General features: G+C 65.9%; 21 protein-coding genes and 1 other RNA gene. 13 read left to right on the forward strand and 9 right to left on the reverse strand.

Annotation, left to right across the window (positions count from 1 at the left end):
• On the reverse strand, positions 1 to 993 hold the full coding sequence (gene glyQ / locus KZO25_RS14170; RefSeq protein ID WP_223137453.1) for a glycine--tRNA ligase subunit alpha: 993 nt from the start codon (positions 991 to 993) through the stop codon (positions 1 to 3).
• A 101-nt stretch (positions 994 to 1,094) separates the two neighbouring features.
• On the opposite strand from glyQ, the gene rfaD reads away from it, so the two are divergent.
• The gene (rfaD, locus tag KZO25_RS14175; protein ID WP_223137454.1) at positions 1,095 to 2,060 is read left to right on the forward strand and encodes an ADP-glyceromanno-heptose 6-epimerase; all 966 of its coding nucleotides are present in this window, start codon (positions 1,095 to 1,097) and stop codon (positions 2,058 to 2,060) included.
• On the forward strand, positions 2,057 to 3,100 hold the full coding sequence (waaF, locus tag KZO25_RS14180; protein WP_262489030.1) for a lipopolysaccharide heptosyltransferase II: 1,044 nt from the start codon (positions 2,057 to 2,059) through the stop codon (positions 3,098 to 3,100). The genes rfaD and waaF overlap by 4 nt, the downstream gene beginning before the upstream one ends.
• Before the next feature lie 6 nt (positions 3,101 to 3,106).
• On the opposite strand, the gene KZO25_RS14185 is transcribed toward waaF, so the two are convergent.
• Positions 3,107 to 4,783: a sulfatase-like hydrolase/transferase gene (locus KZO25_RS14185; RefSeq protein WP_223137455.1), complete on the reverse strand. Its 1,677-nt coding sequence runs from the start codon at positions 4,781 to 4,783 to the stop codon at positions 3,107 to 3,109.
• A 161-nt stretch (positions 4,784 to 4,944) separates the two neighbouring features.
• Between KZO25_RS14185 and KZO25_RS14190 the strand changes: the two genes are divergently transcribed.
• On the forward strand, positions 4,945 to 5,724 hold the full coding sequence (locus KZO25_RS14190; protein WP_223137456.1) for a glycosyltransferase family 2 protein: 780 nt from the start codon (positions 4,945 to 4,947) through the stop codon (positions 5,722 to 5,724).
• On the opposite strand, the gene KZO25_RS14195 is transcribed toward KZO25_RS14190, so the two are convergent.
• On the reverse strand, positions 5,678 to 6,772 hold the full coding sequence (locus KZO25_RS14195) for a glycosyltransferase family 9 protein (RefSeq protein ID WP_223137457.1): 1,095 nt from the start codon (positions 6,770 to 6,772) through the stop codon (positions 5,678 to 5,680). The two genes, KZO25_RS14190 and KZO25_RS14195, sit on opposite strands and share 47 nt — an antisense overlap.
• Positions 6,773 to 6,812: 40 nt before the next feature.
• On the opposite strand from KZO25_RS14195, the gene KZO25_RS14200 reads away from it, so the two are divergent.
• Positions 6,813 to 7,955, forward strand: coding sequence for a glycosyltransferase family 4 protein (locus tag KZO25_RS14200; protein ID WP_262489031.1), 1,143 nt, complete (start codon positions 6,813 to 6,815; stop codon positions 7,953 to 7,955).
• Entirely contained in the window at positions 7,952 to 8,995 is a 1,044-nt protein-coding gene (locus tag KZO25_RS14205) for a glycosyltransferase family 9 protein (RefSeq protein ID WP_223137458.1), read from the forward strand. Before KZO25_RS14200 ends, KZO25_RS14205 begins: the two co-directional genes overlap by 4 nt.
• Here the strand turns inward: KZO25_RS14205 and KZO25_RS14210 are convergent.
• Positions 8,962 to 9,687: a 3-deoxy-D-manno-octulosonic acid kinase gene (locus tag KZO25_RS14210; RefSeq protein ID WP_223137459.1), complete on the reverse strand. Its 726-nt coding sequence runs from the start codon at positions 9,685 to 9,687 to the stop codon at positions 8,962 to 8,964. The two genes, KZO25_RS14205 and KZO25_RS14210, sit on opposite strands and share 34 nt — an antisense overlap.
• Between KZO25_RS14210 and KZO25_RS14215 the strand changes: the two genes are divergently transcribed.
• Genes KZO25_RS14215 through waaA form a run of 3 tightly spaced genes read left to right on the forward strand, consistent with a single transcriptional unit; the run spans position 9,686 to position 13,516 of the window.
• A complete protein-coding gene (locus KZO25_RS14215; RefSeq protein ID WP_223137460.1) occupies positions 9,686 to 10,783 on the forward strand; it encodes a glycosyltransferase family 9 protein in 1,098 nt (365 codons plus the stop codon). The two genes, KZO25_RS14210 and KZO25_RS14215, sit on opposite strands and share 2 nt — an antisense overlap.
• Complete coding sequence (gene hldE / locus KZO25_RS14220) at positions 10,773 to 12,203, forward strand: bifunctional D-glycero-beta-D-manno-heptose-7-phosphate kinase/D-glycero-beta-D-manno-heptose 1-phosphate adenylyltransferase HldE (RefSeq protein ID WP_066446012.1); 1,431 nt, start codon at positions 10,773 to 10,775, stop codon at positions 12,201 to 12,203. Before KZO25_RS14215 ends, hldE begins: the two co-directional genes overlap by 11 nt.
• Positions 12,203 to 13,516 (forward strand): lipid IV(A) 3-deoxy-D-manno-octulosonic acid transferase, encoded by a 1,314-nt coding sequence (gene waaA, locus KZO25_RS14225; RefSeq protein WP_223137461.1) that lies wholly within the window; start codon positions 12,203 to 12,205, stop codon positions 13,514 to 13,516. The genes hldE and waaA overlap by 1 nt, the downstream gene beginning before the upstream one ends.
• Positions 13,517 to 13,596: 80 nt before the next feature.
• Here the strand turns inward: waaA and rpiA are convergent, their stop codons facing one another.
• Positions 13,597 to 14,271, reverse strand: coding sequence for a ribose-5-phosphate isomerase RpiA (gene rpiA, locus KZO25_RS14230; RefSeq protein WP_223137462.1), 675 nt, complete (start codon positions 14,269 to 14,271; stop codon positions 13,597 to 13,599).
• 265 nt (positions 14,272 to 14,536) lie between these two features.
• Between rpiA and ilvA the strand changes: the two genes are divergently transcribed.
• Entirely contained in the window at positions 14,537 to 16,051 is a 1,515-nt protein-coding gene (ilvA, locus tag KZO25_RS14235; RefSeq protein WP_066446004.1) for a threonine ammonia-lyase, biosynthetic, read from the forward strand.
• Positions 16,052 to 16,436: 385 nt separating this feature from the next.
• Here ilvA and KZO25_RS14240 read toward each other — a convergent pair whose 3' ends face one another.
• From KZO25_RS14240 to KZO25_RS14250, 3 genes are all read right to left on the reverse strand, one after another.
• Positions 16,437 to 17,072 carry a 5-formyltetrahydrofolate cyclo-ligase gene (locus tag KZO25_RS14240; protein ID WP_223137463.1) on the reverse strand — a complete coding sequence of 212 codons (636 nt, stop codon included), beginning with the start codon at positions 17,070 to 17,072 and terminating at the stop codon, positions 16,437 to 16,439.
• 9 nt (positions 17,073 to 17,081) lie between these two features.
• A non-coding RNA gene (gene ssrS, locus KZO25_RS14245) (6S RNA) lies at positions 17,082 to 17,266 on the reverse strand.
• Positions 17,267 to 17,302: 36 nt separating this feature from the next.
• On the reverse strand, positions 17,303 to 17,623 hold the full coding sequence (locus tag KZO25_RS14250) for a cell division protein ZapA (protein WP_223137464.1): 321 nt from the start codon (positions 17,621 to 17,623) through the stop codon (positions 17,303 to 17,305).
• A gap of 156 nt (positions 17,624 to 17,779) precedes the next feature.
• Here KZO25_RS14250 and KZO25_RS14255 point away from each other — a divergent pair, with 156 nt between their 5' ends.
• The 4 genes from KZO25_RS14255 (at position 17,780) to KZO25_RS14270 (ending at position 22,334) form a co-directional block, all read left to right on the forward strand.
• Positions 17,780 to 18,355 carry a UPF0149 family protein gene (locus KZO25_RS14255; protein ID WP_223137465.1) on the forward strand — a complete coding sequence of 192 codons (576 nt, stop codon included), beginning with the start codon at positions 17,780 to 17,782 and terminating at the stop codon, positions 18,353 to 18,355.
• A 44-nt stretch (positions 18,356 to 18,399) separates the two neighbouring features.
• The gene (pepP, locus tag KZO25_RS14260) at positions 18,400 to 19,737 is read left to right on the forward strand and encodes a Xaa-Pro aminopeptidase (protein ID WP_223137466.1); all 1,338 of its coding nucleotides are present in this window, start codon (positions 18,400 to 18,402) and stop codon (positions 19,735 to 19,737) included.
• A gap of 74 nt (positions 19,738 to 19,811) precedes the next feature.
• Positions 19,812 to 21,041, forward strand: coding sequence for a 2-octaprenyl-6-methoxyphenyl hydroxylase (gene ubiH, locus KZO25_RS14265; protein ID WP_410505411.1), 1,230 nt, complete (start codon positions 19,812 to 19,814; stop codon positions 21,039 to 21,041).
• Positions 21,042 to 21,086: 45 nt separating this feature from the next.
• Positions 21,087 to 22,334 carry a UbiH/UbiF/VisC/COQ6 family ubiquinone biosynthesis hydroxylase gene (locus KZO25_RS14270; RefSeq protein WP_223137468.1) on the forward strand — a complete coding sequence of 416 codons (1,248 nt, stop codon included), beginning with the start codon at positions 21,087 to 21,089 and terminating at the stop codon, positions 22,332 to 22,334.
• 64 nt (positions 22,335 to 22,398) lie between these two features.
• On the opposite strand, the gene KZO25_RS14275 is transcribed toward KZO25_RS14270, so the two are convergent.
• Positions 22,399 to 23,691, reverse strand: coding sequence for a S41 family peptidase (locus KZO25_RS14275; protein WP_223137469.1), 1,293 nt, complete (start codon positions 23,689 to 23,691; stop codon positions 22,399 to 22,401).
• Between the last annotated feature and the right edge of the window lie 54 nt (positions 23,692 to 23,745).

The raw sequence follows: 23,745 nt of genomic DNA on the forward strand, positions 1-23,745 counted from the left end.
TCAAGCGTCTCCCTGTTCAGCAAGCGGCTCTTTGGCGAGCAGTTCCTGGCGCAGGGCCTCGGGGGCCATGGGGAAACCGGCGGCCTTGCGTGAATCGTAGTAGGCGTGTGCCACGTCGCGGGCCATGGTGCGCACGCGCAGGATGTAGCGCTGGCGTTCGGTGACGGAAATGGCGTGGCGTGCATCCAGCAAGTTGAAGGTATGGGACGCCTTGAGTACCTGCTCGTAGGCGGGCAGCGGCAGGCTGGCTTCGAGCAGCTTGGTGCACTCCTTTTCCTGATGGTCGAAGGCGGTGAACAGCGCGGGCACATCGGCCTGCTCGAAGTTGTAGGCCGACTGCTCCCGCTCGTTCTGCAGGTAGACGTCGCCGTAGGTGACCCGGGAACCATCCGGTGCAACGGTCCAGACGAGGTCATAGACGCTGTCGACGTTCTGCAGGTACATGGCGATACGCTCGAGGCCATAGGTCAGCTCGCCGGTGACGGGGTAGCATTCGATGCCGCCGGCCTGCTGGAAATAGGTGAACTGGGTCACCTCCATGCCGTTGAGCCAGACCTCCCAGCCGAGCCCCCAGGCACCCAGGGTGGGCGACTCCCAGTTGTCCTCGACGAAGCGAATGTCATGTACCAAGGGGTCGATGCCCAGGCGCTGGAGGGAGCCCAGGAAGAGCTCCTGCAGGTCGGCGGGGGAGGGCTTCATGACGACCTGGAACTGGTAATAGTGCTGGAGCCGGTTGGGGTTCTCACCGTAGCGACCGTCGGTGGGCCGGCGGGAGGGCTGCACGTAGGCGGCATTCCAGGTCTCGGGTCCGATGGAGCGCAGGAAGGTGGCGGGATGAAAGGTGCCTGCGCCGACCTCCATGTCCAGGGGCTGGAGCACCACGCAGCCCTGTTCGGCCCAGTATTGCTGCAGGGCCAGGATCAGGCCCTGGAAGGTCGTCGCGTCCGGCGTCGACCCCGGGGTCGAAGTCGACGATAGTGTCGAGAGTGTCATTGGGAAAGCACCGTTGGCCATGAATTCACGAGGCGTCAAGTATACAATCACAGGCACATCGGTTATAGGCGCAGTCAACGGCGCCGCAGCGAGGAACCCTAATGATCGTAGTGACAGGTGGTGCCGGCTTCATCGGTTCGAATCTCGTCAAGGCTCTCAACGAGCGTGGTCGCACGGACGTGCTGGTCGTCGACGACCTTCTCGACGGCACCAAGTTCGTCAATCTGGCCGACTGCACGCTCGGAGATTATCTGGACAAGGATGACTTTCGCGAGCGAGTCGAGGCGGTATTGCGTGGTGAGCCTTCGCGGTTGCCCCCCATCGAAGCCATCTTCCATGAGGGGGCCTGCTCGGACACCACCGAGTGGGATGGCCGCTTCATGCTCGACAACAACTTCGAGTATTCCAAGGTGCTGCTGCATTTCTGCCAGCTGCAGGGCATCCCCTTCATCTACGCCTCCTCGGCGGCGACCTACGGAGGCAGCCAGGTCTTTCGCGAGGAGCCCGAGTACGAGAAGCCGCTCAATGTCTATGGCTACTCCAAGCTGCTCTTCGACCAGTACGTGCGTGAGCACTGGCATGAGCTGACGAGCCAGGTGGTGGGGTTCCGTTACTTCAATGTCTACGGCCCGCGGGAGCAGCACAAGGGCAAGATGGCCAGCGTCGCCTTCCACCACCACACCCAGATATCGGCGGGTCAGGACCTCAAGCTGTTCGGCGCCTGGGATGGCTACGAGGCCGGCATGCAAAGTCGTGATTTCGTCTATGTGGGCGACGTGGTGAACGTCAATCTGTGGTTCCTCGACAACCCCGGGAAGTCCGGAATCTTCAACCTGGGCTCGGGGCGTGCCGAGCCCTTCAAGGCGATCGGTGAAGCCGTCATCGATTTCCACCGCCAGGGCAGGATCGAGTACATCGATTTTCCCGAAGAGCTCAAGGGCCGCTACCAGAGCTATACCCGGGCCGATATCTCACGCCTGCGGGAGGCGGGCTATGATGGCGAGTTCCGCACAGTGGCCGAGGGGGTGGGGGAGTACCTGCGCTGGCTCGGCGGAGAGACTGGATGAGTGCAGTGCCTTTGTCGGGCGAGCGCATCCTGGTGGTCGGCCCATCCTGGGTCGGTGACATGGTAATGGCTCAGAGCCTGCTGAAGACACTCAGGCAGCGCCAGCCCGATTGCCATATCGGCGTCGTGGCGCCCGGCTGGTCGCAGCCGATCCTGGAGCGCATGGAAGAAGTCGCCGAGGTGGCGACGCTGGACGTGACCCACGGTGAATTCGGCTGGGGCAGCCGGCGGGCGCTGGCGAAGCGGCTTACGGGTCGCTTCGACCGGGCGATCGTGTTGCCCCGCTCCTGGAAATCGGCGCTGGTCCCCTTCCTGGCGCGCATACCCCGGCGCACCGGCTATACCGGTGAGCAGCGCTTCGGGCTGCTCAACGAGCGACGCCCGCTGGACAAGACGGTGCTGGACCAGACCGTCAAGCGTTTCGTGGCGCTGGGCCTGCCAGCTGATGCTGATCTGGAAGCTCTGAGCGTGCCGCGTCCGCGGCTGCGGGTCGATACAGAGAACCTGGCTGCCGTGCGCGACAGCCTGGGGCTCTCGTCACGGCCGGCCATCGGCATGATGCCCGGGGCCGAATATGGCCCGGCCAAGCAGTGGCCGTTGGGACACTTTCGTGAACTGGCACAGCGCCTGGTGGCGGAAGGCTTCGAGGTGCGTGTGCTCGGCGGCCCCAAGGATGCCGAGGCCGGCGCGGTGATAGCAGAAGGGCAGACGGGCGTGCATAACCTGTGCGGCAAGACACGGCTGGCCGACGCCGTGGATCTGCTGGCCGACTGTCGGCAGGTGGTCACCAATGACTCGGGATTGATGCATGTGGCGGCCGCCGTTGGGACCGGCGTCCAGGCACTGTATGGTTCGTCGTCGCCGCGCTACACCCCGCCCCTGACCGACGAGGCCACGATTCATACCCTGGCGCTGGTGTGCTCGCCCTGTTTTCAGCGTACCTGCCCGCTGGGCCATACCAACTGTCTGGTGCAGCTCTCGCCCCAGCGGGTCCTGCAGGCGGTACTGGCCTCGCGAGCAGAGCTCATCGGCCGTAGCTGAAGCGTATCACTGGACCGAGGCGGGCTCCTCACCGGTAGCGTCCTCGGGGGTCTCCACCACCTGCTCTTGCGGTGCCGCTTCCGTTTCTTCGCGCTGCGGTGCTAGCCCTTCCCATAGGCGCTGCTGCAGGGCGTTCTCCTCGCGCATCCGAGCGTTCACGAACTCCATGCTGTGCTCCTCGATCAGGGTGGGTTCATCGGACAGCAGCGACACGCCGAGACCTGCCCGGTGCCAGTCGATGGTGAAACCCATGGCTTCCAGGATGGTGGGGAAAACGTCCACCATGGACGCCTCCCGTGTCTGCCTGTCGACGGGGATTCCGGGACCCAGCAGCATGAAGGTATTGTCGCGCTTGCTCTGGATCAGCTGCTCCCAGGCCGAGACTCGCATGGTCAGGTGGTCGCTGGCGATGACCACCAGGGTATTTTCCAGCAGCCCCTCACTATCCAGGCGCTCGACCAGGTCCCGGGCCAGCCAGGCCGAACACTCGACCGAATACAGGATATCTTCGCCATCGAATTCGCCCTGGCGATCGATACAGCGCTGGGCAGGATAGCCACGAGGGGCATGACCGGCCAGCGTGAGGTTGACCAAGCCCCAGGGGCCTTCCTCTTCGTTCAGGCGACGAATCTCCTCGACGGTGAAGTCGTAGAGCGAGTCGTCGTAGAGGCCCCAGTTGTTGAGGTAGTCGGGGTCGTCGAGGCGGGGCTGGAGGTCTTCGCGCCCCAGAATCGTTTCGAAGCCGTGATCCTGGTAAAACAGACCCTTGCCAGCGAAGGCAGTGCTGGCGCCGCCCATATAGGTGAGCCGATAGCCCTGCTCGGAGAGCAGGTCGCCCAAGCAGTCGACGCCGGGCACCACCGTTTCCAGCGGCGAGAACTGCCGATCATGTAGCAGGCCGGCCGGCATCAGTGGGGTGCCGCACTGGCTGGCGATCATGCCCGCCATGGTCCAGCCGGTATTGTCGAGCTGGTAGACACCCTCATAGACCAGACCCTCCTCGCCGATGGCCTCCAGGTCGGCATAGGCGTCGCCGAAGCGTTCACGATCGGCATAGGTGCGCTCGATGCTTTCCAGATAGAGCAGCAGGAGATTGGGCGGGTCGTCCCGAGCGTCGAGAATCATCGGCCTTACGTACTGGCGGTCCATCCAGGCACCGTCATCGGTAACGATCGCCGCGCCGCGCTGGGTTACTCCATAGAGCAGGGGGTTGCTGGCCAGCAGCAGCAGGGCCAGGAAAAGTTCCACGCGACGCCAGCGGTGGTCGTGGCGGAGGAGCCAGAGAAACGATACGAACAGAGCCGCCATGGAGAGCGTATAGAAGAACGCGGCCCCGACCCGACTGACACCGCCATGATCGGCCATGCCGGCCTGTAGGTGAAAGAATACGGCGCTCAGGTCGACAATACCGAAGCTCTCGGAGAGATAGATATAGAGGCCCCACAGCGCAATGGGTATCAATGCCCAGGACCAGATACGGGGGACGACGGGACGCTGCGGGGAACGAGGCGCGCCCCAGCGAAGCCAGTATCCCAGGGCCAGCCAGGCCGCAGTGACGAAGGGGAGCCCCCAGATCGGCAGTCGTGTCAGGGAGGTGATGGAATAACCCAGACACAGGCCGATAATCAAAAGCGAACAACCACGGGGGAAGTTGATGTCTCGAAACGAGAAGGAAGAGGGCATGGCACAGTGCGCACGTAGTGAGTTCAGGTAGCAGCTTATCAAGTCGCGACCCATTTGCACCAAAAGTCGTGCTCCGTGCCCGGTGGTAGAAAGGTGTCGTTTGCCGCCTCGGCGCTGGCACCAGTAAACTGAGGCCCCGCTCAGCTGACAAGGAAGGGCCCATGAGCCTGGCTGCCGTATTGATCGTCAAGAACGAGGAGGCGCACCTCCGAGCCTGTTTGGAGACGCTGAGCTGGGCGGACGAGATCGTGGTGGTGGATGCCGGCAGTGTGGATGCCACCCGCGACATCGCCAGGGCCTTCACCGATAAGGTCGTGGTCGAGGACGACTGGCAGGGCTTCGGCGTGCAGCGCCAGCGCGCCGAGGCGCTGGTGGAGAGCGACTGGATCCTGATGATCGATGCCGATGAGCGGGTAACGCCCGAGCTGAGTGACAGCATCCTGGCCGCCGTGGCCTTGAACGAACCGGCCATCTATACGCTGCCGCGCCTCTCCTGGTGTTTCGGGGCCTTCATTCGCCACTCGGGCTGGTATCCGGATCGTGTGGCACGGCTCTATCCGCGCCAGCGTGCCGGGTACAACGCCTCCCTGGTGCACGAGAAGCTGGAAAATCCGGAGCGGCTGACGGTGAAACCGCTTCAGGGCGACCTGCTCCACTTCACCTACCGCGACCTGCGCCATTACCTGGAGAAGTCCGCCCACTACGCCCAGGCCTGGGCCGAGCAGCGTGCGGCGCGGGGCAAGCGGGGCAGCCTGGCGGCCGGCATCGGGCATGGCATCGGCTGCTTTCTGCGCATGTATCTGTTCAAGGCCGGCTTCCTGGACGGGCGCCAGGGCCTGCTGCTGGCGTTGCTCTCGGCCCACTCGACCTTCGCCAAGTATGCTGACCTCTGGGTCAGGACTCGGACGTCGCCTCCTCCCGACGACGCACCAGGTCGCTGATGACACTGGCCGCCGCGTCCAGGTCGATCGTGGCCATGTCGGACTCGGCGGCACCCGTCGGGGGGCTGAAGGCGAGGCGCCGCGACTCGCTGTTGCAGGTCTGCCAGCGCAGCGGGGTGGCGGAGCGGCGGGCCGGATAGAAGCCTGCGGTGGGCCGGTCGAGACAGCCGGCAATATGCAGTGGACCGGTGGAGCCGGCGATGAGCAGGTCGGCCGCCGCGAGAGCCATCGCGAAGTCGCCCAGCCCCTTCCGCGGCGGCAGCACGACCGCTTCGAGGCCATCGCCCACCAGGCGGTTGCGCAGCTCACCGGCGGTGGCCTCCTCGCCGGGCCCCGCCGTCATGACCCAGATGGGCCTGCCTTCGCCTGCGCGCTCATCGATCAGGCGAGCCAGCTCGGCGTACTGCCCGGGTGTCAGGTTCACCGCCGAGCCGCCGCTGCCGGCATGCAGATAGACCCAGGGGCGGGTCGTATCGATGCCCAGCTCCTGGCCGAGGAGGGCCCTCTGGGCGGTGGCCGTGCCGGCAGGAAGCGGCCAGTAGGGTGGTTCCGGGCGAGCGGCTGGCGCCATGCCCAGGGCGAGCAGCAGCGCGTCGGCCAGCTCGACGTTGTAGACATACTCCGGCCGGGTGGAGCGGGACCTGCGTTGGGTGACGCGATGGTTGTAGAATAGCTGCGCCCACTTGGTGGCAGGCGCCAGGCGTAGTGGAATGCCGGCACGCCAGCCCAGCCAGCCGATACGCGGCGTCGAATAGAGGGTCAGCAGGGCCGCAAAGCGACCCGCTCGAAGCCGCTCCAGCAGAGAACGCTGCGCATCGCGACCGGCGTCGGCGCCCGGGTCCAGGATCACCTCGTCGACCCAGGGACACAGCCGGGCCAGAGGTGCCGTATAGGTTGGGACCAGGACGCAGACATGCAGGGTGGGCGCTGCGGCCTTGAGGCAGGCAAGCGCCGGCCAGGCCAGCATGAAGTCGCCGACCTTGTCGTTACGCACGACCAGTATACGGGTCGATTCGCGGGGATTGCCCCCGTTGGAAGAAGACGTCATCTGGGCTCCCGTGCCCCGGTGGCCGAAGAAGGAGACAACCTTGTCGCACAAGGTAATGCATATCTGCCTTTCGGATGGCTGGGGCGGACTGGAAATGTATCCTGGACGGATTATACCCGAGCTGAAGCGCCAGGGGTGGGAGCCCCATGGCCTCGCGCTGGCCGGCTCTGCGGTGGCTGCCAGCCTGGTCGAGGCGGGCATCGAACCGCTGACGGTGCCCAGCCGGGGTCGGGCACTGCTGCAGGTCGGCCGGGTGCTTGCGTACCTGAAACGACAGGGCATCGACGTGCTGCACTGCCACAAGTCCAGCGATTTGCGCTTGGGAGCCCTGCTGGCGACACTGAAGCCGGGGCTGAAGCTGTTCTTCACCGACCACATGGGGGTCACCCGCGCCAAGAAGGACCTCTACCACCGCTGGGCCTATGGCAGGGTCACCCGGCTGTTTGCCATCAGCGAAGCGACGCGGGCGCGCAATGTCGCGGCCTTCCCCCTGCCGGCGGAGCGGATCAAGCGCCTCTATCTCGGCATCGACCCCGAGCCCTATCGCCCCCGGCTGAGCGAGGCGGTGTGCGACGCCCTGCGCCGCGAACTCGGTGTGCCTGCCACGAGTGTGGCCATCGGCCTGCCCGGTCGGCTGACCGATGGCAAGGGCCAGGACCTCTGGATCGAGGCGCTGGGCCTGCTGCGCGAGCGCTATCCGGATCTGGCCTGGCATGGCGTCGTCATCGGTGGCCTCACCGCCGCCGAGGGCAGCGATGAAGCCTATGTATCGCGGCTGCAGGCTCAAGTCGCGTCGTTGGGCCTGGAAACGCGAATTCACTTTGCCGGCTTTCGCCGCGACCTGCCGAGGCTGTTCGAAGCGCTGGATATCGTCTGCGTACCGTCACGCAACGAGGCCTTCGGTCTCACGGTCATCGAGGCCATGGCCGCCGGCAAGGCCGTGGTCGGTACCGATAGCGGCGCCATTCCGGAGTTGCTCGATAATACATGCGGGCGTCTGGCGTCACCGCAAGCCCCCGGGGACTGGGCCGAAGCCATGGCAGAGCTGGGGCGTGACCCCGAGCTGCGACGTCAGCTGGGGCAGGCGGCACGCCACCGGGTGCTGGCGGACTTTACCTTGGCGGCCCATGTGTCCAGCCTGGTCGATGAATACGAAAATTCTCAGGGAGCTCGAGACGAGTGAGAGCCTGGACCGACAAGTGCGCCTACCTGAGCCGGCGCGGACGACGCTGGCTGGAGAGCACGGCGGTAGAGCAGGTGAGACGTATCCTGGTGATCCGCCAGTGTGCCTTCGGCGACTACATGGCCGCGCGGCCCTTCCTGGTGGAGCTGCGGCGGCTGTTCCCCGAGGCCCACGTGACCCTGGCCACCGTCAGCCGCTACCGTTATGCCGTGCCCGAGGACCTGGTGGATGAGGTCTTCGTGCAGGAGACGGCAGGAAGCCTCACCGAGCAGTGGCGCTCGCTGCGGGCCCTCGAGCCCGTGGATATTCTCTTCGACCTGGCGGATACCTCGCGTTCGCGGGTGTTGGCCCTGACGACTCCGGCTGGCATCAAGCTGGGGTTTCCCTACCGTGGACTGATGAACTACCTGCTCTATGACGTGGGACTGCGGCGTTCGAACTATCACTATGAAGCCGAGGTGCTGCTGGACTTCCTCAAGGTCATGGGGCACAAGCCACGCTACCCGCTGGAGTTCGCCATGCCGCGTCATCGGCCGTCGTCGGCAGAGGCCACGATCGTCTACTTCCCCTTTGCCTCGGTGGCGGGCAAGTCCCTCTCCCTGGACTCCTGGTGTCGCCTGATCGACCAGGCCGCCCGCGAGTTTCCGAGCTACCGCCACGTTCTGCTGGAAGGACACAGGGCCGAGGAGTCCGGCGACTTCCTGGCCGACGTGGCGGCCAGGCACACCAACGTCGATATTCAGCCTCGCCTGTCCCTGGAGGCGCTGGCCCCCTGGATGGCCGCGGTCTCGGTGCTGGTCTGCGGTGATACCGGGGTGCGCAACCTGGCCCTGGCCACCCACACCCCGACTCTGGGGATCTTCTTTCGCACCTTGCCCTATCGCTACTGGCCTCGCTACGAGGAGTGCCACGAGGCGGTGTTCCTGCGCAGTGGCGAAATGCCGGGCAAGACGGACATCCTGCTGGGTCTCGAGGAGCTGCTTCAGCGGGTCTATCCCGAGCGCGGTCAACCTCGCCAGGCGGTGGTGACGTCCGCATAACCCCGGCGAATCGTCGCACCGGCTTCGCCGGCGCCGAACTTCGCCAGGGAGCGGTCAAGGCGTCGAAGGTTGGCCTCCTGCCAGCTGCCGGGCGTGCGCAACCGGCAGCGATCCAGATCGATCAGCCAGACCCGCTCCTCGGCATCGACCAGCAGGTTGCGGGCATTGAGATCGACATGATCGAGGCCGGTGTCGTGGAAGCGACGGATGGTGCGACCCACCGCCTCGAGGAGTGCATCGCTGGCGCTGCCTTCGATGAGGCGGTCGGCAAGGGAGCGGGCGGCGGTAATGCGCACCGTGATCAGCGCCGCTTCATAGCAGAGTCCGTGGCGGGTGACGGCGGCGGCCACCGGCCTGGGCACGGGCAGGCCCCGGGCGTAGAGCTCGGCGGTCAGGCGCAGTTCGCGAAACGCTCGGGTTCGCTCCAGGCCGGTCCACAGGTAGCGTTGCCGGGCAAACCGCGCCACCAGCCCGCCGCGGCGGTAAGGGCGCAGCACCCACTGTGCGCCGTCCGCGTCGAGGAACAGGCTGCTGCCGCGGCCAGGCGCTTCGCCCAGCACACGGCCCGCTTCACGCCAATGGGCCGGCGAGAATAGCAGCGGGTCGATTTGTGGCGTCAGGTTGGCGTCACATAGACTGTCCGCATCATATAGAATGAAAACCTTTCCCGTCCGACATGTTGCCAAGTGCATGAAGCATCCTCTGCCTGCCCAACCTCGCCATATCGCCGTGCTGCGCCTCTCCGCACTGGGCGACGTGTGCAATCTGGTCCCCACCATCCGAGCGCTGCAGCGGCAGTGGCCCGATGTTCGCATCACCTGGATCATCGGCAAGGCGGAACACAGTCTACTGGCCGGCCTCTCGGGGGTCGAGTTCGTCGTCTACGACAAGGCCAGCGGCCTTGCCGGGATGCGGCGCCTGTGGCGCCAGCTCGGTGATACCCGCTTCGACGTGCTGCTGCACATGCAGCAGGCGCTGCGGGCCAGCGTACTCTCCCTGGGGCTGAAGGCCGACGTGCGGGTGGGGTTCGACAAGGCGCGGGCCAAGGATGCCCAGCACTGGTTCACCCATCGCCAGCTGGCGCCACATCCACAGGCCCATGTGCTGGAGTCGTTCATGGACTTCGCTCGCCTGCTGGGCGTCGAGGATCAGGGACTGGCGTGGGACCTGCCGGTGCCGGCCGAGGCCGAGGAGGAGGCCCGCAGGCTGACCGGTGACCACCCCTACCTGCTGATGAGCCCCTGTGCCAATCCACGGCTGCGCAACTTCCGCAACTGGTCCGCCGAGGGCTATGCGGCGGTCATCGAGCACGCCTGGGCACAGTTTGGCCTGAAAACGGTTCTCACAGGCGGTGGCAGCACCCAGGAGCGGGAAGTGGGCGAGCGCATTCGGGCATTGAGTCGAGCGGAGGCGGTGATCGACGTCATCGGCGAAAGCTCGCTCAAGGGCCTGCTGGCCCTCATCGGCCGGGCACGGGTGGTGATCGCCCCCGATTCCGGGCCGGTGCATATGGCCAACGCCATGGGTACCCCGGTCATCGGTCTGTATGCCACCACCAATCCCGACCGGGCGGCGCCCTACCTGTGGCGCGAGCATGTGGTCGATCGCTACCCCGAGGCGGTACGCGCCTACCTCCACAAGGAGCCCGATGAGATCACCTGGGGCCAGCGCGTGCGTCATCCCGACGCCATGTCCCTGGTTCGTGTCGACGATGTCGTGCAACGGCTCGATGCATTGCTGACAGGGCCGAACGAGAGCAAGGAAACGGAGACACCCGATGAAGCTTGATCTGACTGCGCTGGAGCAGGCACATGTACTGGTGGTAGGGGATGTGATGCTCGACCGGTACTGGCACGGCGCCACCTCACGTATCTCGCCGGAGGCGCCGGTACCGGTGGTCCGGGTCGAAGAGTGCGAGGACCGCCCCGGTGGCGCGGCCAACGTGGCGCTCAACATCGCCTCCCTGGGGGCTCACGCGGCCCTGAGCGGCATGGTCGGTGACGATGACAATGCCCGGCGCCTGATCGCCCGCATGGAGGCCGCCGGGGTGGAGACCTACTTCGAGAGCAGCGCAGGCATCCCCACCATCACCAAGCTGCGGGTGATGAGCCGCAACCAGCAGCTGATTCGTCTCGACTTCGAGGATGGCCTGGAAAATGTCGACACCTCCGGCCTGCTGGCCCGGGTAGAGCAGGGCCTGCCCGATAGCGACCTGGTGATCCTCTCCGACTACGGCAAGGGGACCCTCAATCAGGTGGAGGCGTTGATCCAGCGGGTGAAGGCTGCGGGGAAGCGCGTACTGGTCGATCCCAAGGGCAGCGATTTCCGCAAGTACCGGGGGGCCAGTGTGATCACGCCCAACCTGGCCGAGTTCGAAGGTGTGGTCGGTCACTGCCGCGACGACGCCGAGCTGGCTGCCCGGGGCGAGGCGCTGTGCGTGGAGCTCGAACTCGAGGCCCTGCTGATCACCCGCAGCGAGAAGGGCATGACGCTGATCCGGGCCGGGCACGACCCCCTGCATATTCCCACCCGGGCCCGCGAGGTCTACGACGTGACCGGTGCCGGCGACACCGTGATCGGCGTGCTGGGGCTGGCGCTGGCCGCCGGCCACGGTTTCCCCGAGGCCATGACCCTGGCCAACCTGGCCGCCGGCCTGGTGGTGGCCAAGCCGGGCACGGCGACGCTCTCCATCGCCGAGCTCTACACGGCCCTGCACGGCGACAAGCTGGCCGAGTTCGGTGTGATCGAGGAGCCCGCGTTGATCGAGGCGGTGCGGGCCGCCCAGGCCCGCGGCGAGCGGGTGGTGATGACCAACGGCTGCTTCGATATCCTGCATGCCGGCCATGTGGCCTACCTGGAGCATGCCCGCCGGCTCGGCGATCGACTGATCGTGGCGGTCAACGACGACGCCTCCATTGGTCGTCTCAAGGGCCCCAAGCGGCCCATCAACCCGCTGCTGCGGCGCATGCAGGTCCTGGCGGGGCTGGGGGCGGTGGACTGGGTGGTGCCCTTCGGGGAAGACACGCCGCAGCGCTTGATCGAGGCGGTACTCCCGGATGTGCTGGTCAAGGGCGGCGACTATCGCCCCGAGGAGATCGCCGGCGGCGATGCGGTCCGTGCCGCCGGCGGCGAGGTGATGGTGCTGGGCTTCGAGGACGGCGTGTCGACCACGGCGATGATCTCGACGATCCTGGATCGCGAGAGCTGATGCAACGCCGAGGCCGACCCTGGGCACGCCACCTCTATTCGACGGCGCTCTATCTGCTCTCACCGCTGATATGGCAGCGCGTCTGGCGTGAGCAAGTGCTCACAAACCCCCGGCGGGAGCGGCTCGGGCTGCTGCCCCGTCGGTCCGCCGTGGAGCCTGGCCTCTGGCTGCACTGCGCTTCGGTGGGGGAAGTCCTGGCGGCCAGGCCGCTGATCGAGGCCCTGCTGGCTCGCTACCCCGAGCACCGCCTGATCGTCACCACCATGACCGCGACCGGCGCCGAGCGTGTCCTCGCCCTGAGCCAGGCGCTGCGAGAGTCGGCGACCCCAGATGCGGCCGATGGACCGCTCGACCACCACTTCGTGCCACTGGACTTTCCCGGTGCGACCCGCCGCTTCATCGACCGGTTGAATCCGGCGCTGGCGATCTTCTTCGAGACCGAACTCTGGCCCAACCTGCTGGCGGCCTGCCACCAACGAGGAATACCGACGGCGGTGGTGAATGGACGTCTCTCCCCCCGGGCCTACCGCGGCTATCGCCGGCTGCGTCCGCTGATGCAGGATGCCCTGAGCCACGTTGACTGGCTTGCCGCCAAGTCCGCTGCCGATGCCGAGCGTTACCGGTCGCTGGGCATGGCCCAGGTGGCTATCGATGTGGTGGGCTCGCTGAAGTACGACCTGACACCCACCGCCGGGACCGAGGCATTGAGCCGACAGCTAAGTCTCAGACTTGGCTCGCGCCCGGTATGGGCCGCCGGCTCCACTCACCCGGGCGAAGAGGAGCTGCTGCTGCAGGCCCATGCCCGGCTCCGACAACATTACCCCTCGGCCCTGCTGATCCTGGTGCCCCGCCACCCCCAACGCTTCGATGCCGTGGCGGCCCTGTGCCAGGAGCGCGGCCTGGCCATGGCACGCCGCTCCCGGGATGAGCTGCCTGACGCCCGTACGGCGGTCTACCTGGGCGACACCATGGGGGAGCTGCTCTCCCTATACGGCGCGGCGGACCTGGCCTTCGTCGGCGGCAGCCTGGTGCCGATCGGTGGACACAATTTGCTGGAGCCAGCGGCCATGGGGGTGCCCGTGCTCACGGGACCCGAGCTTGCCAATTTCGAGGACGTGGCGGAGACACTGCGTGAAGCCGCCGCCCTGGTGGAAGTCCCCGACAGCGAAGCCCTGGCCGAGGCGCTGGTCGCCCTGTTCATCGATGAAGCCGAACGCCATCGTCTGGCCGAGGCCGGCCAGGCGGTGATGGCGGCGAACCGGGGCGCCCTGGGGCGCACCATGTCCGGTTTGTCTGCGCTGCTGGGTGAGTAAGTGCTTACTTCCATGGTCTGGAGTCGCGTCTGGATTCGCCTGCCTGAAAGCCAGCGGAATGATCCCGGTATCCGGGCACCTCAGGCCGGCGTCAGCCGCTCCACGCCGGCGTCGCTGCCCAGCAGCAGCACGTCGGCTCCACGGGCGGCAAACAGGCCGTTGGTGACCACACCGACGATGGCATTGATCCTGGCCTCCATGGCCACCGGGTCGTCGATCATGAATTCGTAGCAGTCGAGAATCTGGTTGCCGTTGTCGGTGACCACCCCTTCGCGATAGACCGGATCTGCGCCCAGCTTGACCAGCTCGCGGGCGACATAGGAGCGTGCCATGGGTATCACCTCCACCGGCAGCGGGAAGTCGCCCAGCCGTTCCACCCGCTTGGAGGCATCGGCAATGCAGATGAACCGGTCGGCGCAGGCGGCGACGATCTTCTCGCGGGTGAGGGCCGCCCCGCCGCCCTTGATCATGTGAAGGTGAGCGTTCACTTCGTCCGCACCGTCGATGTAGTAAGGCACGGTGCCGACGCTGTTGAGTTCGAAGACCTCGATGCCATGACCGCGCAGGCGCTCGGCACTGGCCTCGGAGCTGGCCACCGCGCCCTTGAAGTCGTCACGTAGCCGGGCCAGGCGATCGATGAACCGATTGGCGGTAGAGCCGGTGCCGATGCCGAGAATGGTATCGCGCTCGAGCCAGGGCTCGATCTCGTCGATGGCGGCTGCGGCTACTGCGTCCTTCAGTTCGTCCTGGGTCATGTGATGCTCGCTGTCTGTGATGAGTGGCGATTGCCGCGACATTATAGGCCAGTGGCCCTCTTCTGCCGATGGCAGCATCGCTCGGCACTGTTCCGTCGACAGGGCTGCGAGGAGGCGCCCTCCCCCCGGCGTCCCTGCCATGGGTGACTCCGATTATCCTGGTCCTGCAGCCTGTGCGCTGGACGCCATGCCTGCGAGGATGCTACCAATAGGGGTTCTCTGCACTGCAGCACAGCCCTCCGCGTCACTCCTCTGGGATATCAGGATGCTAGAAGCCACCGTCAAGAAGATTCTCCAGGCCCGGGTCTATGAAGCTGCCCGGGAAACGCCGATTTCACCGGCCCCCTTCCTCTCGCGGCGCTTCAACAACACCATCCTGATCAAGCGGGAGGACCTGCAGCCGGTCTACTCCTTCAAGATCCGCGGCGCCTACAACAAGATGGCGCAGCTGACCGAGGAGCAGAAGGCCAAGGGGGTCATTGCGGCGTCGGCAGGCAACCATGCCCAGGGGCTCGCCATGGCGGCGAAACTGATGGGCGTCAAGGCCATCATCGTCATGCCGCGCATCACCCCTGAGATCAAGGTCCAGGCGGTACGCGCCCGGGGCGCCAAGGTGGTGCTCAAGGGCGATGCCTTCGCCGCCGCGGCCGAGCACGCCCAGGAGCTGATCGCCGAGCACGGCTACACCTATATCCCCCCTTTTGACGACATCGATGTCATCGCCGGCCAGGGCACCATCGCCATGGAGATCCTCCACCAGCACAGTGGGCCACTGGATGCCATTTTCGTGCCGGTGGGCGGCGGGGGCCTGATCGCCGGGGTGGCGGCCTACATCAAGTATCTGCGCCCCGATATCAAGGTCATTGGCGTGGAAGCCGAGGACAGCGCATGCCTCAAGGCAGCGCTAGCCGCAGGCAAGCGCGTGACACTCAGCCAGGTTGGCGTCTTCGCCGAAGGCGTGGCGGTGGCGCAGATCGGCAAGGTGCCGTTCAAGATCGTGCGCGATCTGGTCGACGACGTCATCACTGTCACCGCCGACGAGATGTGCGCCGCGGTGAAAGACATTTTTGATGACACCCGGGCGGTGTCGGAAACCTCCGGCGCCCTCTCCCTGGCGGGCCTGAAGAAGTATATTCAGCAAACCGGCGTCGAAGGCCAGACCCTGCTGTGCATCAACTCCGGGGCCAATACCAATTTCGATCGTCTGCAGCACATTGCCGAGCGTACCGAGCTCGGCGAGCAGCGCGAGGCGATCCTGGCCGTGACGATTCCCGAAAAGCCCGGCAGTTTCAAGAAGTTCTGCAAGACGCTTGGCCGGCGCATGGTGACTGAGTTCAACTATCGCTATGCCGACCCCGAGGCGGCCCATATCTTCGTCGGGGTTCAGGTCAAGCCGGGCGGCGAGGATCGCCAGGCGGTGATCGAGAAGCTGCGCGAGGCAGGCTATCCGGTAGAGGACCTCACCGATAACGAGCTGGCCAAGCTGCATATTCGCCACCTGGGCGGCGGTCGGCCCAAGGAGCACTTCGAGGAGGAGGTCTACCGCTTCGAGTTCCCCGAGCGCCCCGGTGCCTTGATGAACTTCCTCACCCATCTGCCCCAGGACTGGAACATATCGCTGTTCCACTACCGCAACCACGGTGCCGCCTATGGCCGGGTGCTGGTGGGCATGCAGGTGCCTAACGGCGACCGCTGCCATGTGGAGGAGTACTTCGACGAAATTGGCTACCGCTATTGGAAGGAGTCCGACAACCCGGCCTATCGCCTTTTCATGGCCTGAGCAGCGAGCCTCGCCCCGCCTGCCCAAGTTAGTAGCGGCTTACAGCAAAGCCCCGAAATGGCGAGGGTTTCATTATGTAATCGACGCCTGAATCGGTTGTATTGGCGGTGCCTCAGGGCCTATAGTCCCCCTGTCGCGGTACGCTGCGGCGCCTTCCATGCAGACAATTCAGGGGAGCAGGCAATGAAGCGAAAGCCCGATCTGGTCATGGCACTGGTGCTGGCCTTCGGCATTGGCGTTGTGGTGACTGGCTATGCCCAGGCGCTGACGGGTGGGTAATACGGCAGTCAGTGCCATGATCAGATAAAGCAGGATCAAAAAAACAATGTTCTAGAACAAGCCGGCCGGTGCTCATGCAACGGCCGGCTTTTTCATGACAGGTTTTTCACCTGCGGGGGCGAACGACCCGCTTGTCGGTGACGATGGCGTCCAGCGGAACGTCCCAGGGGGCAACCGGTAGCCGCTCCACCCGCTGGCAGTCGTGGGCCAGGCCGATCAGCCGCGGCCGAGGGCCATGACGGCGGGTAAACGCCAGGCTGCGGTCGTAGAAGCCGCCACCCATGCCCATGCGCTCGCCCTGGTCGTCGAAGCCCACCAGGGGCAGCAGGATAAGATCCAGGGCCCAGGTCGACAGGCGTCGTGCCCGGTGGGCGCCGTGCCGCGTCTCGGGTTCGGGAATGCCGAACCGATTGCGAACCATGGGTGTGCCCCGGTGATAGTGAACGAACCACAGGGTGTTGTGCGACAGGGGCTTGAGTACCGGCAGGTAGGCCCGGGCCGAGCGGCTCGCCAGCCAGGAGAGCAGCGGCTGCGGGTCGATTTCACCGTCGTTGGGCAGGTAGAGCGCCACGCGGCGGGCGCGAACCACTTCGGGCAGCCGGCGCAGGCGACGGCAGAGCGCCTGCGCCGCGGCGTGCTGTTCACGCGGGCTGAGCGATCGGCGGCGGCGCCGCAAGGCCTGGCGCAACTGGCGCCGGGAGTCGGGCAGATCGGATGAGAAGGGATTGGACAGGTTGCTCATGATGCGATGGGGTTCCCCAGAGTGCCGCTGTCATTCTGGCCCTTGAACCCTTGGTTCAAGGTGGGTGGCCGCAGCCGAACCGTCAGGCTTTCCGTCGCACGGACATGCACACGGGTCCGGCTAGCAAATGGCCGCCCTGGGTATTGCGCATAGGCTCGAGGGACTATAACGACTGGCCAACACCCCAGGGAACACCTTCATCCTATCAGAGCTGGCCAGTCCGTCCAACGTCATTCGGCGGGGACCCGATCAGGCGGCAACGTATTCGCCAGGGCGCGCTCCAGTTGCTCGCTGAGTCGGTTGAGCTCCTGTTCGCCGCTGCGACGCTCTTCCAGCACTTCCAGCAACTCGTGGGCAATATTGAGTGCCGCCATCAGGGCGACGCGTTCGCTACCCAACAGGGTATTCTGGGAATGGATGCCAAGCATGGCTCGGTCCAGGTAGCGCGCGGCACGGTCCAGCTTGTGCTCTTCGCCTGGATTGCAGGCGAACACATAGTGGCGACCCAGCAGGGTGATCTCGGCGGTTGGCCGAGAGGCGTCATCGCTCATGGAGGGCTCCGGTGTCGGCTTGTCAGCCCGATGCGTTAACATCCTATCAATCAAGACGTGGCATCCGGACACTATAAGAGAGGCTCTCACGGGCGGTCAACGCGCGGTGGGATGGTCCGGATGCCCCACTTCACAGCCTGTCATACGGAAGTTGTCATGTCATCGATCGACGAACGGCCCGATTTTTCCACCATCGCCGACCTGTTCCTGCTGCACGGCAGCATGCAGTCGCCCGCTTTTCTCGACGGCAGGCTCTGCGCCTCGCTGGCCCTGAACGAGCTGAGCGCCAGTGGCTGGCTGGAGGAGGTCTGCCTGGGACTGGGGGTAGAACAGCCAAGGGATCGTGAAAGCGGTGAAGCCCTGCTGGAGTGGCGGCGACTCACCCTGGAGACGCTGGCGGACAGTTCGCTGAATTACGAGCCGCTGCTGCCCGATGAACTCTACTCCCTGGCCGAGCGCGCCCAGGGGCTGCGTGAATGGACACTGGGGTTTCTCGAGGTGATCGAGGATGCCGGCTCCGAGCCCCGCGAGGGCTGGTCGGCGCCACTGCGCGAAGCCATCGATGACCTGACGGCACTGGCCGCCATGGATACCGATATCGATGACAGCGCCGAGAACGAGAATGACCTCTTCGCGCTGACCGAACACGCCCGCATGGCCGCCATGCTGCTGTATACCGAACAGCGGCCGGGGCAGCCGCAGGTGGAAGCGGGTGAGCCCACCCAGCACTGACCGCCCGAGTCCCAGAAGTCTCCCTACCGATGCCAGGAGCCGACATGCTGCCAGACCCCCTGCCCCGCCCCGCGGCCATCTCCAACGACGAGTATCGCACCCGCCGCGCATCGCTGATGGCGCAGCTGCCCGCCGACAGTGCCGTGCTGCTGATGGGGGCCTCCCTCGTCACCCGCTCGCGTGATAGCGACTACCCGTTTCGCCAGAACAGCGATTTCCATTACCTGACGGGATTTCCCGAACCCGACGCGCTGCTGCTGCTGCTGCCGGGGCGCAGTGACGGCGAAAGCGTCCTGTTCTGCCAGGACCGTGACCCGACGCTGGAGGCCTGGACCGGTATCCGGCTTGGGGCGGAAGGCGCGGTACGCGAGCACGGGGTCGACCAGGCCTTCGAGAATGCCGAGCGCGACGACCTGCTGGCGGCACTGCTCGATGGGCGCACCACGCTCTACCTGATGCTGGCGGACCCTGAAGCCATGGCGCTGGCCGACGAGGTGCGGGGCCAGTTGGCCGCAAGGGCGCGCCAGGGTGCGCGGCCGGCCGATGCCTTTGCCGACCTGGCCCCCCTGCTGCACGAGGCGAGGCTGATCAAGAGCCAGGGTGAGCTGGCGCTGATGCGACATGCGGCGGAAATATCGGCGCGGGGGCATGTGCGCGCCATGCGTGCGTCTCGGCCGGGTCTCGCGGAGTATCATCTGCAGGCCGAGCTGGAGCACGAGTTCCGCTGGCAGGGCGCCAGCGGCCCGGCCTATGCCACCATTGTGGGTGGCGGTGCCAGCGCCTGTGTGCTGCACTACATCGAGAACAACCAACCGTTACGTGATGGCGAACTGGTATTGATCGACGCCGGCGCCGAGCTGGACCTCTATGCCGGGGACATCACGCGCACCTTCCCCGTTGGTGGACGATTCAGCGAGGCCCAGCGCGCCCTCTACGAGGTGGTGCTCGAGGCCCAGGAGCGTGCCGTGGCGGCTATCCAGCCAGGGGTTACCCTGATCGAGATCCACGAGGGTGTGGTGCATGACCTCACGGCGGGCCTGATTCGCCTGGGTCTGCTGCAGGGCGAGGTGTCGGCGCGGATAGAGGACGCGAGCTTCAAGCGCTTCTACCTGCATTCGACGTCCCACTGGCTGGGGCTCGACGTGCATGATGTGGGTGCCTATCGCCAGGGCGGCTCGCCTCGTCCCCTGGCGCCGGGGATGGTGCTGACCGTCGAGCCCGGACTCTATATTCCTGCCGATGACGATATACCGGCCGAGTTCCGCGGTATCGGTATCCGTATCGAAGACGATGTGGCCGTGACCGATTCCGGTCATGAGGTGCTGACGGCTGGCGTTCCCAAGGGAGTGCGCGAAATCGAGGCCTTGATGGTGAAGAAGTGATCACCCGGAATGGAGGATGGAATGCCATTATGTAATTTACATTACGAACCATGTCTTGCGGCAGGATGCGTAAAATGAACAGTGCTGAGGCCCAGCGGCGTAATGAGCCACGTAACGTGGATATCGCCATCGTCGGTGGTGGCCTGGTAGGGGCCAGCCTGGCCTGTGCGCTTGCCCCGCTGATCGAGCGACATGGGCTCCGGGTGGCCGTGATCGAGGCGGCGCCGATGCTGGATGCGGTGAGTGCGCCCTGGCAACCCAGCTTCGACGCCCGATCCAGCGCCATCGCCCAGGGGTCTGCCCAGCGCTTCCGCGACATGGGGCTCTGGCCGGCGATGGCCGAGCAGGCCGCCTCGATCTCGCGTATCCATGTCAGTGAGCGGGGGCGGCTGGGCGTGACGCGGCTGCTGGCCGAGGAGCTTGGCCAGACGGCTCTGGGCTATGTGGTTCCCAACGCCTGGATGGGGCGGGTGCTTCACCATCGCCTGGCCGAGCTTCCCCTGGCCTGGCACTGCCCTGCCAGCGTGGAGCGCATCGAGCCCGAATCGGAGGGCTACTGTCTCACCTTGTCTGACGACAGCGAGCTTGTGGCGGGGCTCACGGTGCTGGCCGATGGAGGACGCTCCGGTCTCAAGGAGCGAATGGGGATCGGAAGCGACGAGGTTCCCTACGATCAGGTGGCGTTGATCGCCAACGTCGAGATGAGCCAGCCCCATGGCGGTACGGCCTACGAGCGTTTCACCCGGGAGGGTCCCATTGCCCTGCTGCCGCTGCCGGGACAGCAGATGGCGCTGATCTGGACCCATGAGGCGGGACGTGAAGGGCCGCGGCTGGCGCTGGGGGAAGGTGACTTCCTGGCCGAGCTGCAACGGGCCTTCGGCGATCGTGCCGGTCGCTTCCGGAGGGTCGGCAGTCGTCACGCCTATCCGCTTTCGCTGGTTACCGCACGTGAAGCGATCCGGCCTGGGCTGGCGGTGCTGGGCAATGCCGCCCATTCCTTGCACCCTGTTGCGGGCCAGGGGTTCAACCTGGCGCTGCGAGGCGTGACGGACCTGGTGGCCGCCCTGGAGCTGGCACTGGACAATGGGGAAGCCGTGGGTGGCATGCTCACCCTGCGCGACTTCGAGGCTCGGCGCATCGTCGACCGGCACAATGTCGTTCGCTTCAGCGATGGCCTGGTGCGGCTGTTCGGCATCGACAATACTCCGTTGTCACATCTGCGGGCGGCAGGACTGGTGGGACTCAATCTGGTCGGCCCGCTACGGCGGGGGCTGGCCCGCCGCGCCATGGGACTGGAGCGTTGATGGTTACCGCAGTCGGAAGCAAGCATGACAAGAAGGGAGTGTGAGATGACGCAAGCGGATGGAGAAGCGCGCACGCACTTCGAGGTCATCATCGTTGGCGCTGGCATGGTGGGCGCGACCCTGGCGGCCCTGCTGGGCCAGGCCGGGGTATCGGTGGCGCTGCTTGATGCCCGCGCCGAACCGCTGGCCGCCGAGGCGGTGGGGCGCGGCCGGCCGGCGATGCGGGTCAGCGCGCTGACGCCGGTGTCGCAGCGCCTGCTGCAGGGCCTGGGTGTCTGGTCCTGGATGCAGACGCGGCGGGTGACCCCGTACCACCATATGCAGGTGTGGGACAGTGAAGGCAGCGGTGAAGTCGCCTTCACCGCCGAGCAGGCCGGCGTGCCGGAGCTGGGGCATATCGTCGAAAATGATGTGATCCTGGCGTCGCTGGAGGCCCGCCTGAACGAGCTGTCGACCGTAGCGGTTCGGTACGGCGCACGGGTCTCCGGGCTGGAAACGACATCGGCGGGGCGTGAGGTGCTGCTGGAGGATGGCCAGCGCCTCTCGGCGCCGCTGGTGGTGGCCGCCGACGGGGCCCAGTCGCCATTGAGGACCCTGGCCGGGATCGAGGTCAGCGCCCATGACACCGGGCACATGGCCGTGGTGACCACCGTACGCACGGAGCGTGCCCATGGCAGTGTGGCACGGCAGGTCTTCCTGCCGACCGGCCCGCTCGCCTTCCTGCCCCTGACCGTCGATGGTGACGACCGCTACTGCTCCATCGTCTGGTCGACGTCGCCGCCGGAGGCCGCAAGGCTGGTCGAGCTGACGCCGGATGCGCTGGGCCATGCCCTGGCCGCGGCCTTCGAGTCGCGCCTGGGCGGGGTAGAGGTCGTGGATCGGGCTCTTGCCGTACCGCTGACCCAGCGCCATGCAAAGACCTATGGGCAGCCGGGTCTGGTGCTGGTGGGCGATGCCGCCCACAGCATCCATCCCCTGGCCGGCCAGGGGGTCAATCTGGGGCTGATGGACGTGGCGGTGCTGGCCGAAGAGGTGCTCACGGCGCGGCGACGTGGAATGTCGATCGGGCACGAGAGTGTGCTGGCCCGCTATACGCGGCGGCGGCGCGGCGACAATGCAACCATGCTGGCGCTGATGGATGGCTTTCGCCTGCTTTTCGGCAGCCGCCATCCGGCCCTGACCCTGGCACGCAACCTCGGCCTTTCGGGCGTCGATCGCCTGGTGCCGGTCAAGCGGCTGTTGATGCGCCAGGCGACTGGTCACCGCGGGCGCCTGCCCGCCGCCTGCCGTTAGGAGCCTGTCGGACTTAACGCTGATCTACGGCGAGAGCCGGTCAAATCCGACAGACGCCTAGCGGCTACCTGTCGCGCCGGTCGAGCACGTTCAGCGCCTTGAGCAGGTTGAGTGCCTCGCCCAGCTGGTAGTCCTCGCGCAGTCGCTCCGTCATTGCCTGGCGATCGCGGGGGTCGTCGCGTGAGCGAAGATGGCCCTCAAGGTCGGCTTCGCGCAGCTGGCGGCCCGTTTCGGTCACTTCCACCCGGCCGCGAACCACCTCCACGTCCGGCTCGATGCCGAGCGCCTGGATCGAGCGTCCGTTGGGTGTGTAGTAGAGCGCGGTGGTCAGCTTGAGGCCTTCACCGTTGCCCAGGGGCATGATCTGCTGCACCGATCCCTTGCCGAAGCTATCGGTGCCCATGATCACACCGCGACGCTGATCCTGCAGAGCGCCGGCGACGATCTCAGCCGCCGAGGCGCTGCCGCCGTTGATCAGCACTACCAGGGGGACGTCGGGAGCTGCCGTCTCGCGACTGGCGGAGAAGCTCATCTCGGTGTCGGGCAGGCGCCCTTCTGTGTAAACGATCAGGCCGCCTTCGAGGAAGACATCGGCCACGGCCACGGCGGCCTGGAGAACGCCCCCGGGATTGTTGCGCAGGTCGAGTATCAGGCCGTCCAGCGGGCCGTCACGCTCCATTCGGCGAATGGCGCTGTTGACCTGCTCGCCAGTGCGGTTCTGGAACTGGCTGACCCGCAGGTAGCCGTAACCCGTCTCCAGCAGTTCGCTGCGCACGCTTTCGGTACGAATGATCTCGCGGGTCAGGGTCACATCGAAGGCGCTCTCTTCCCCGCTGCGCAGGATGGTAACGGTGATCTCGCTGCCCGGCGCACCGCGCATCAACGAGACGGCTTCCTGCAGCGACAGGCGTTCGGTGGAGGTGTCGTCGATGTTCAGGATGGTGTCCCGGGCCTGCAGGCCGGCACGGGAAGCGGGGGTATCATCAATGGGGGTGATGATCGTCAGCCGGCCGTTTTCCAGGCCCACCTCGATGCCGATGCCGCCGAACTGCCCTTCGGTGGTTTCCCGCAGGCTCTGGAACTCATCACGGTCCAGGTAGGCGGAGTGGGGGTCGAGTTCACTGAGCATGCCGCGCATGGCGTTACGTAACAGCGTGCGATCATCGACCTCTTCGACATAGGCCCGCTTGATCCGCTCGAAGACTTCGGCAAAGGTCTGGATCTCCTCGAGCGGCAGCTCATCGGCCGGTGCAGTGGCCTTGACGGTCAGCGGTAGGGCGGCAAGCGGCAGTGCCAGCAGCAGCGCCGCCATCAGGCGCCGGGAGGCGGTCAGTAAGCCGACAGAACGTAAAAACATGCGAACTCCGCGGTATCGAGACGAGGCTGACCAGCATAGCCCTTGCTCCGGGGC

The organism is Halomonas sp. ANAO-440 (genome assembly GCF_019915905.1).
Classification (GTDB): domain Bacteria; phylum Pseudomonadota; class Gammaproteobacteria; order Pseudomonadales; family Halomonadaceae; genus Halomonas; species Halomonas chromatireducens.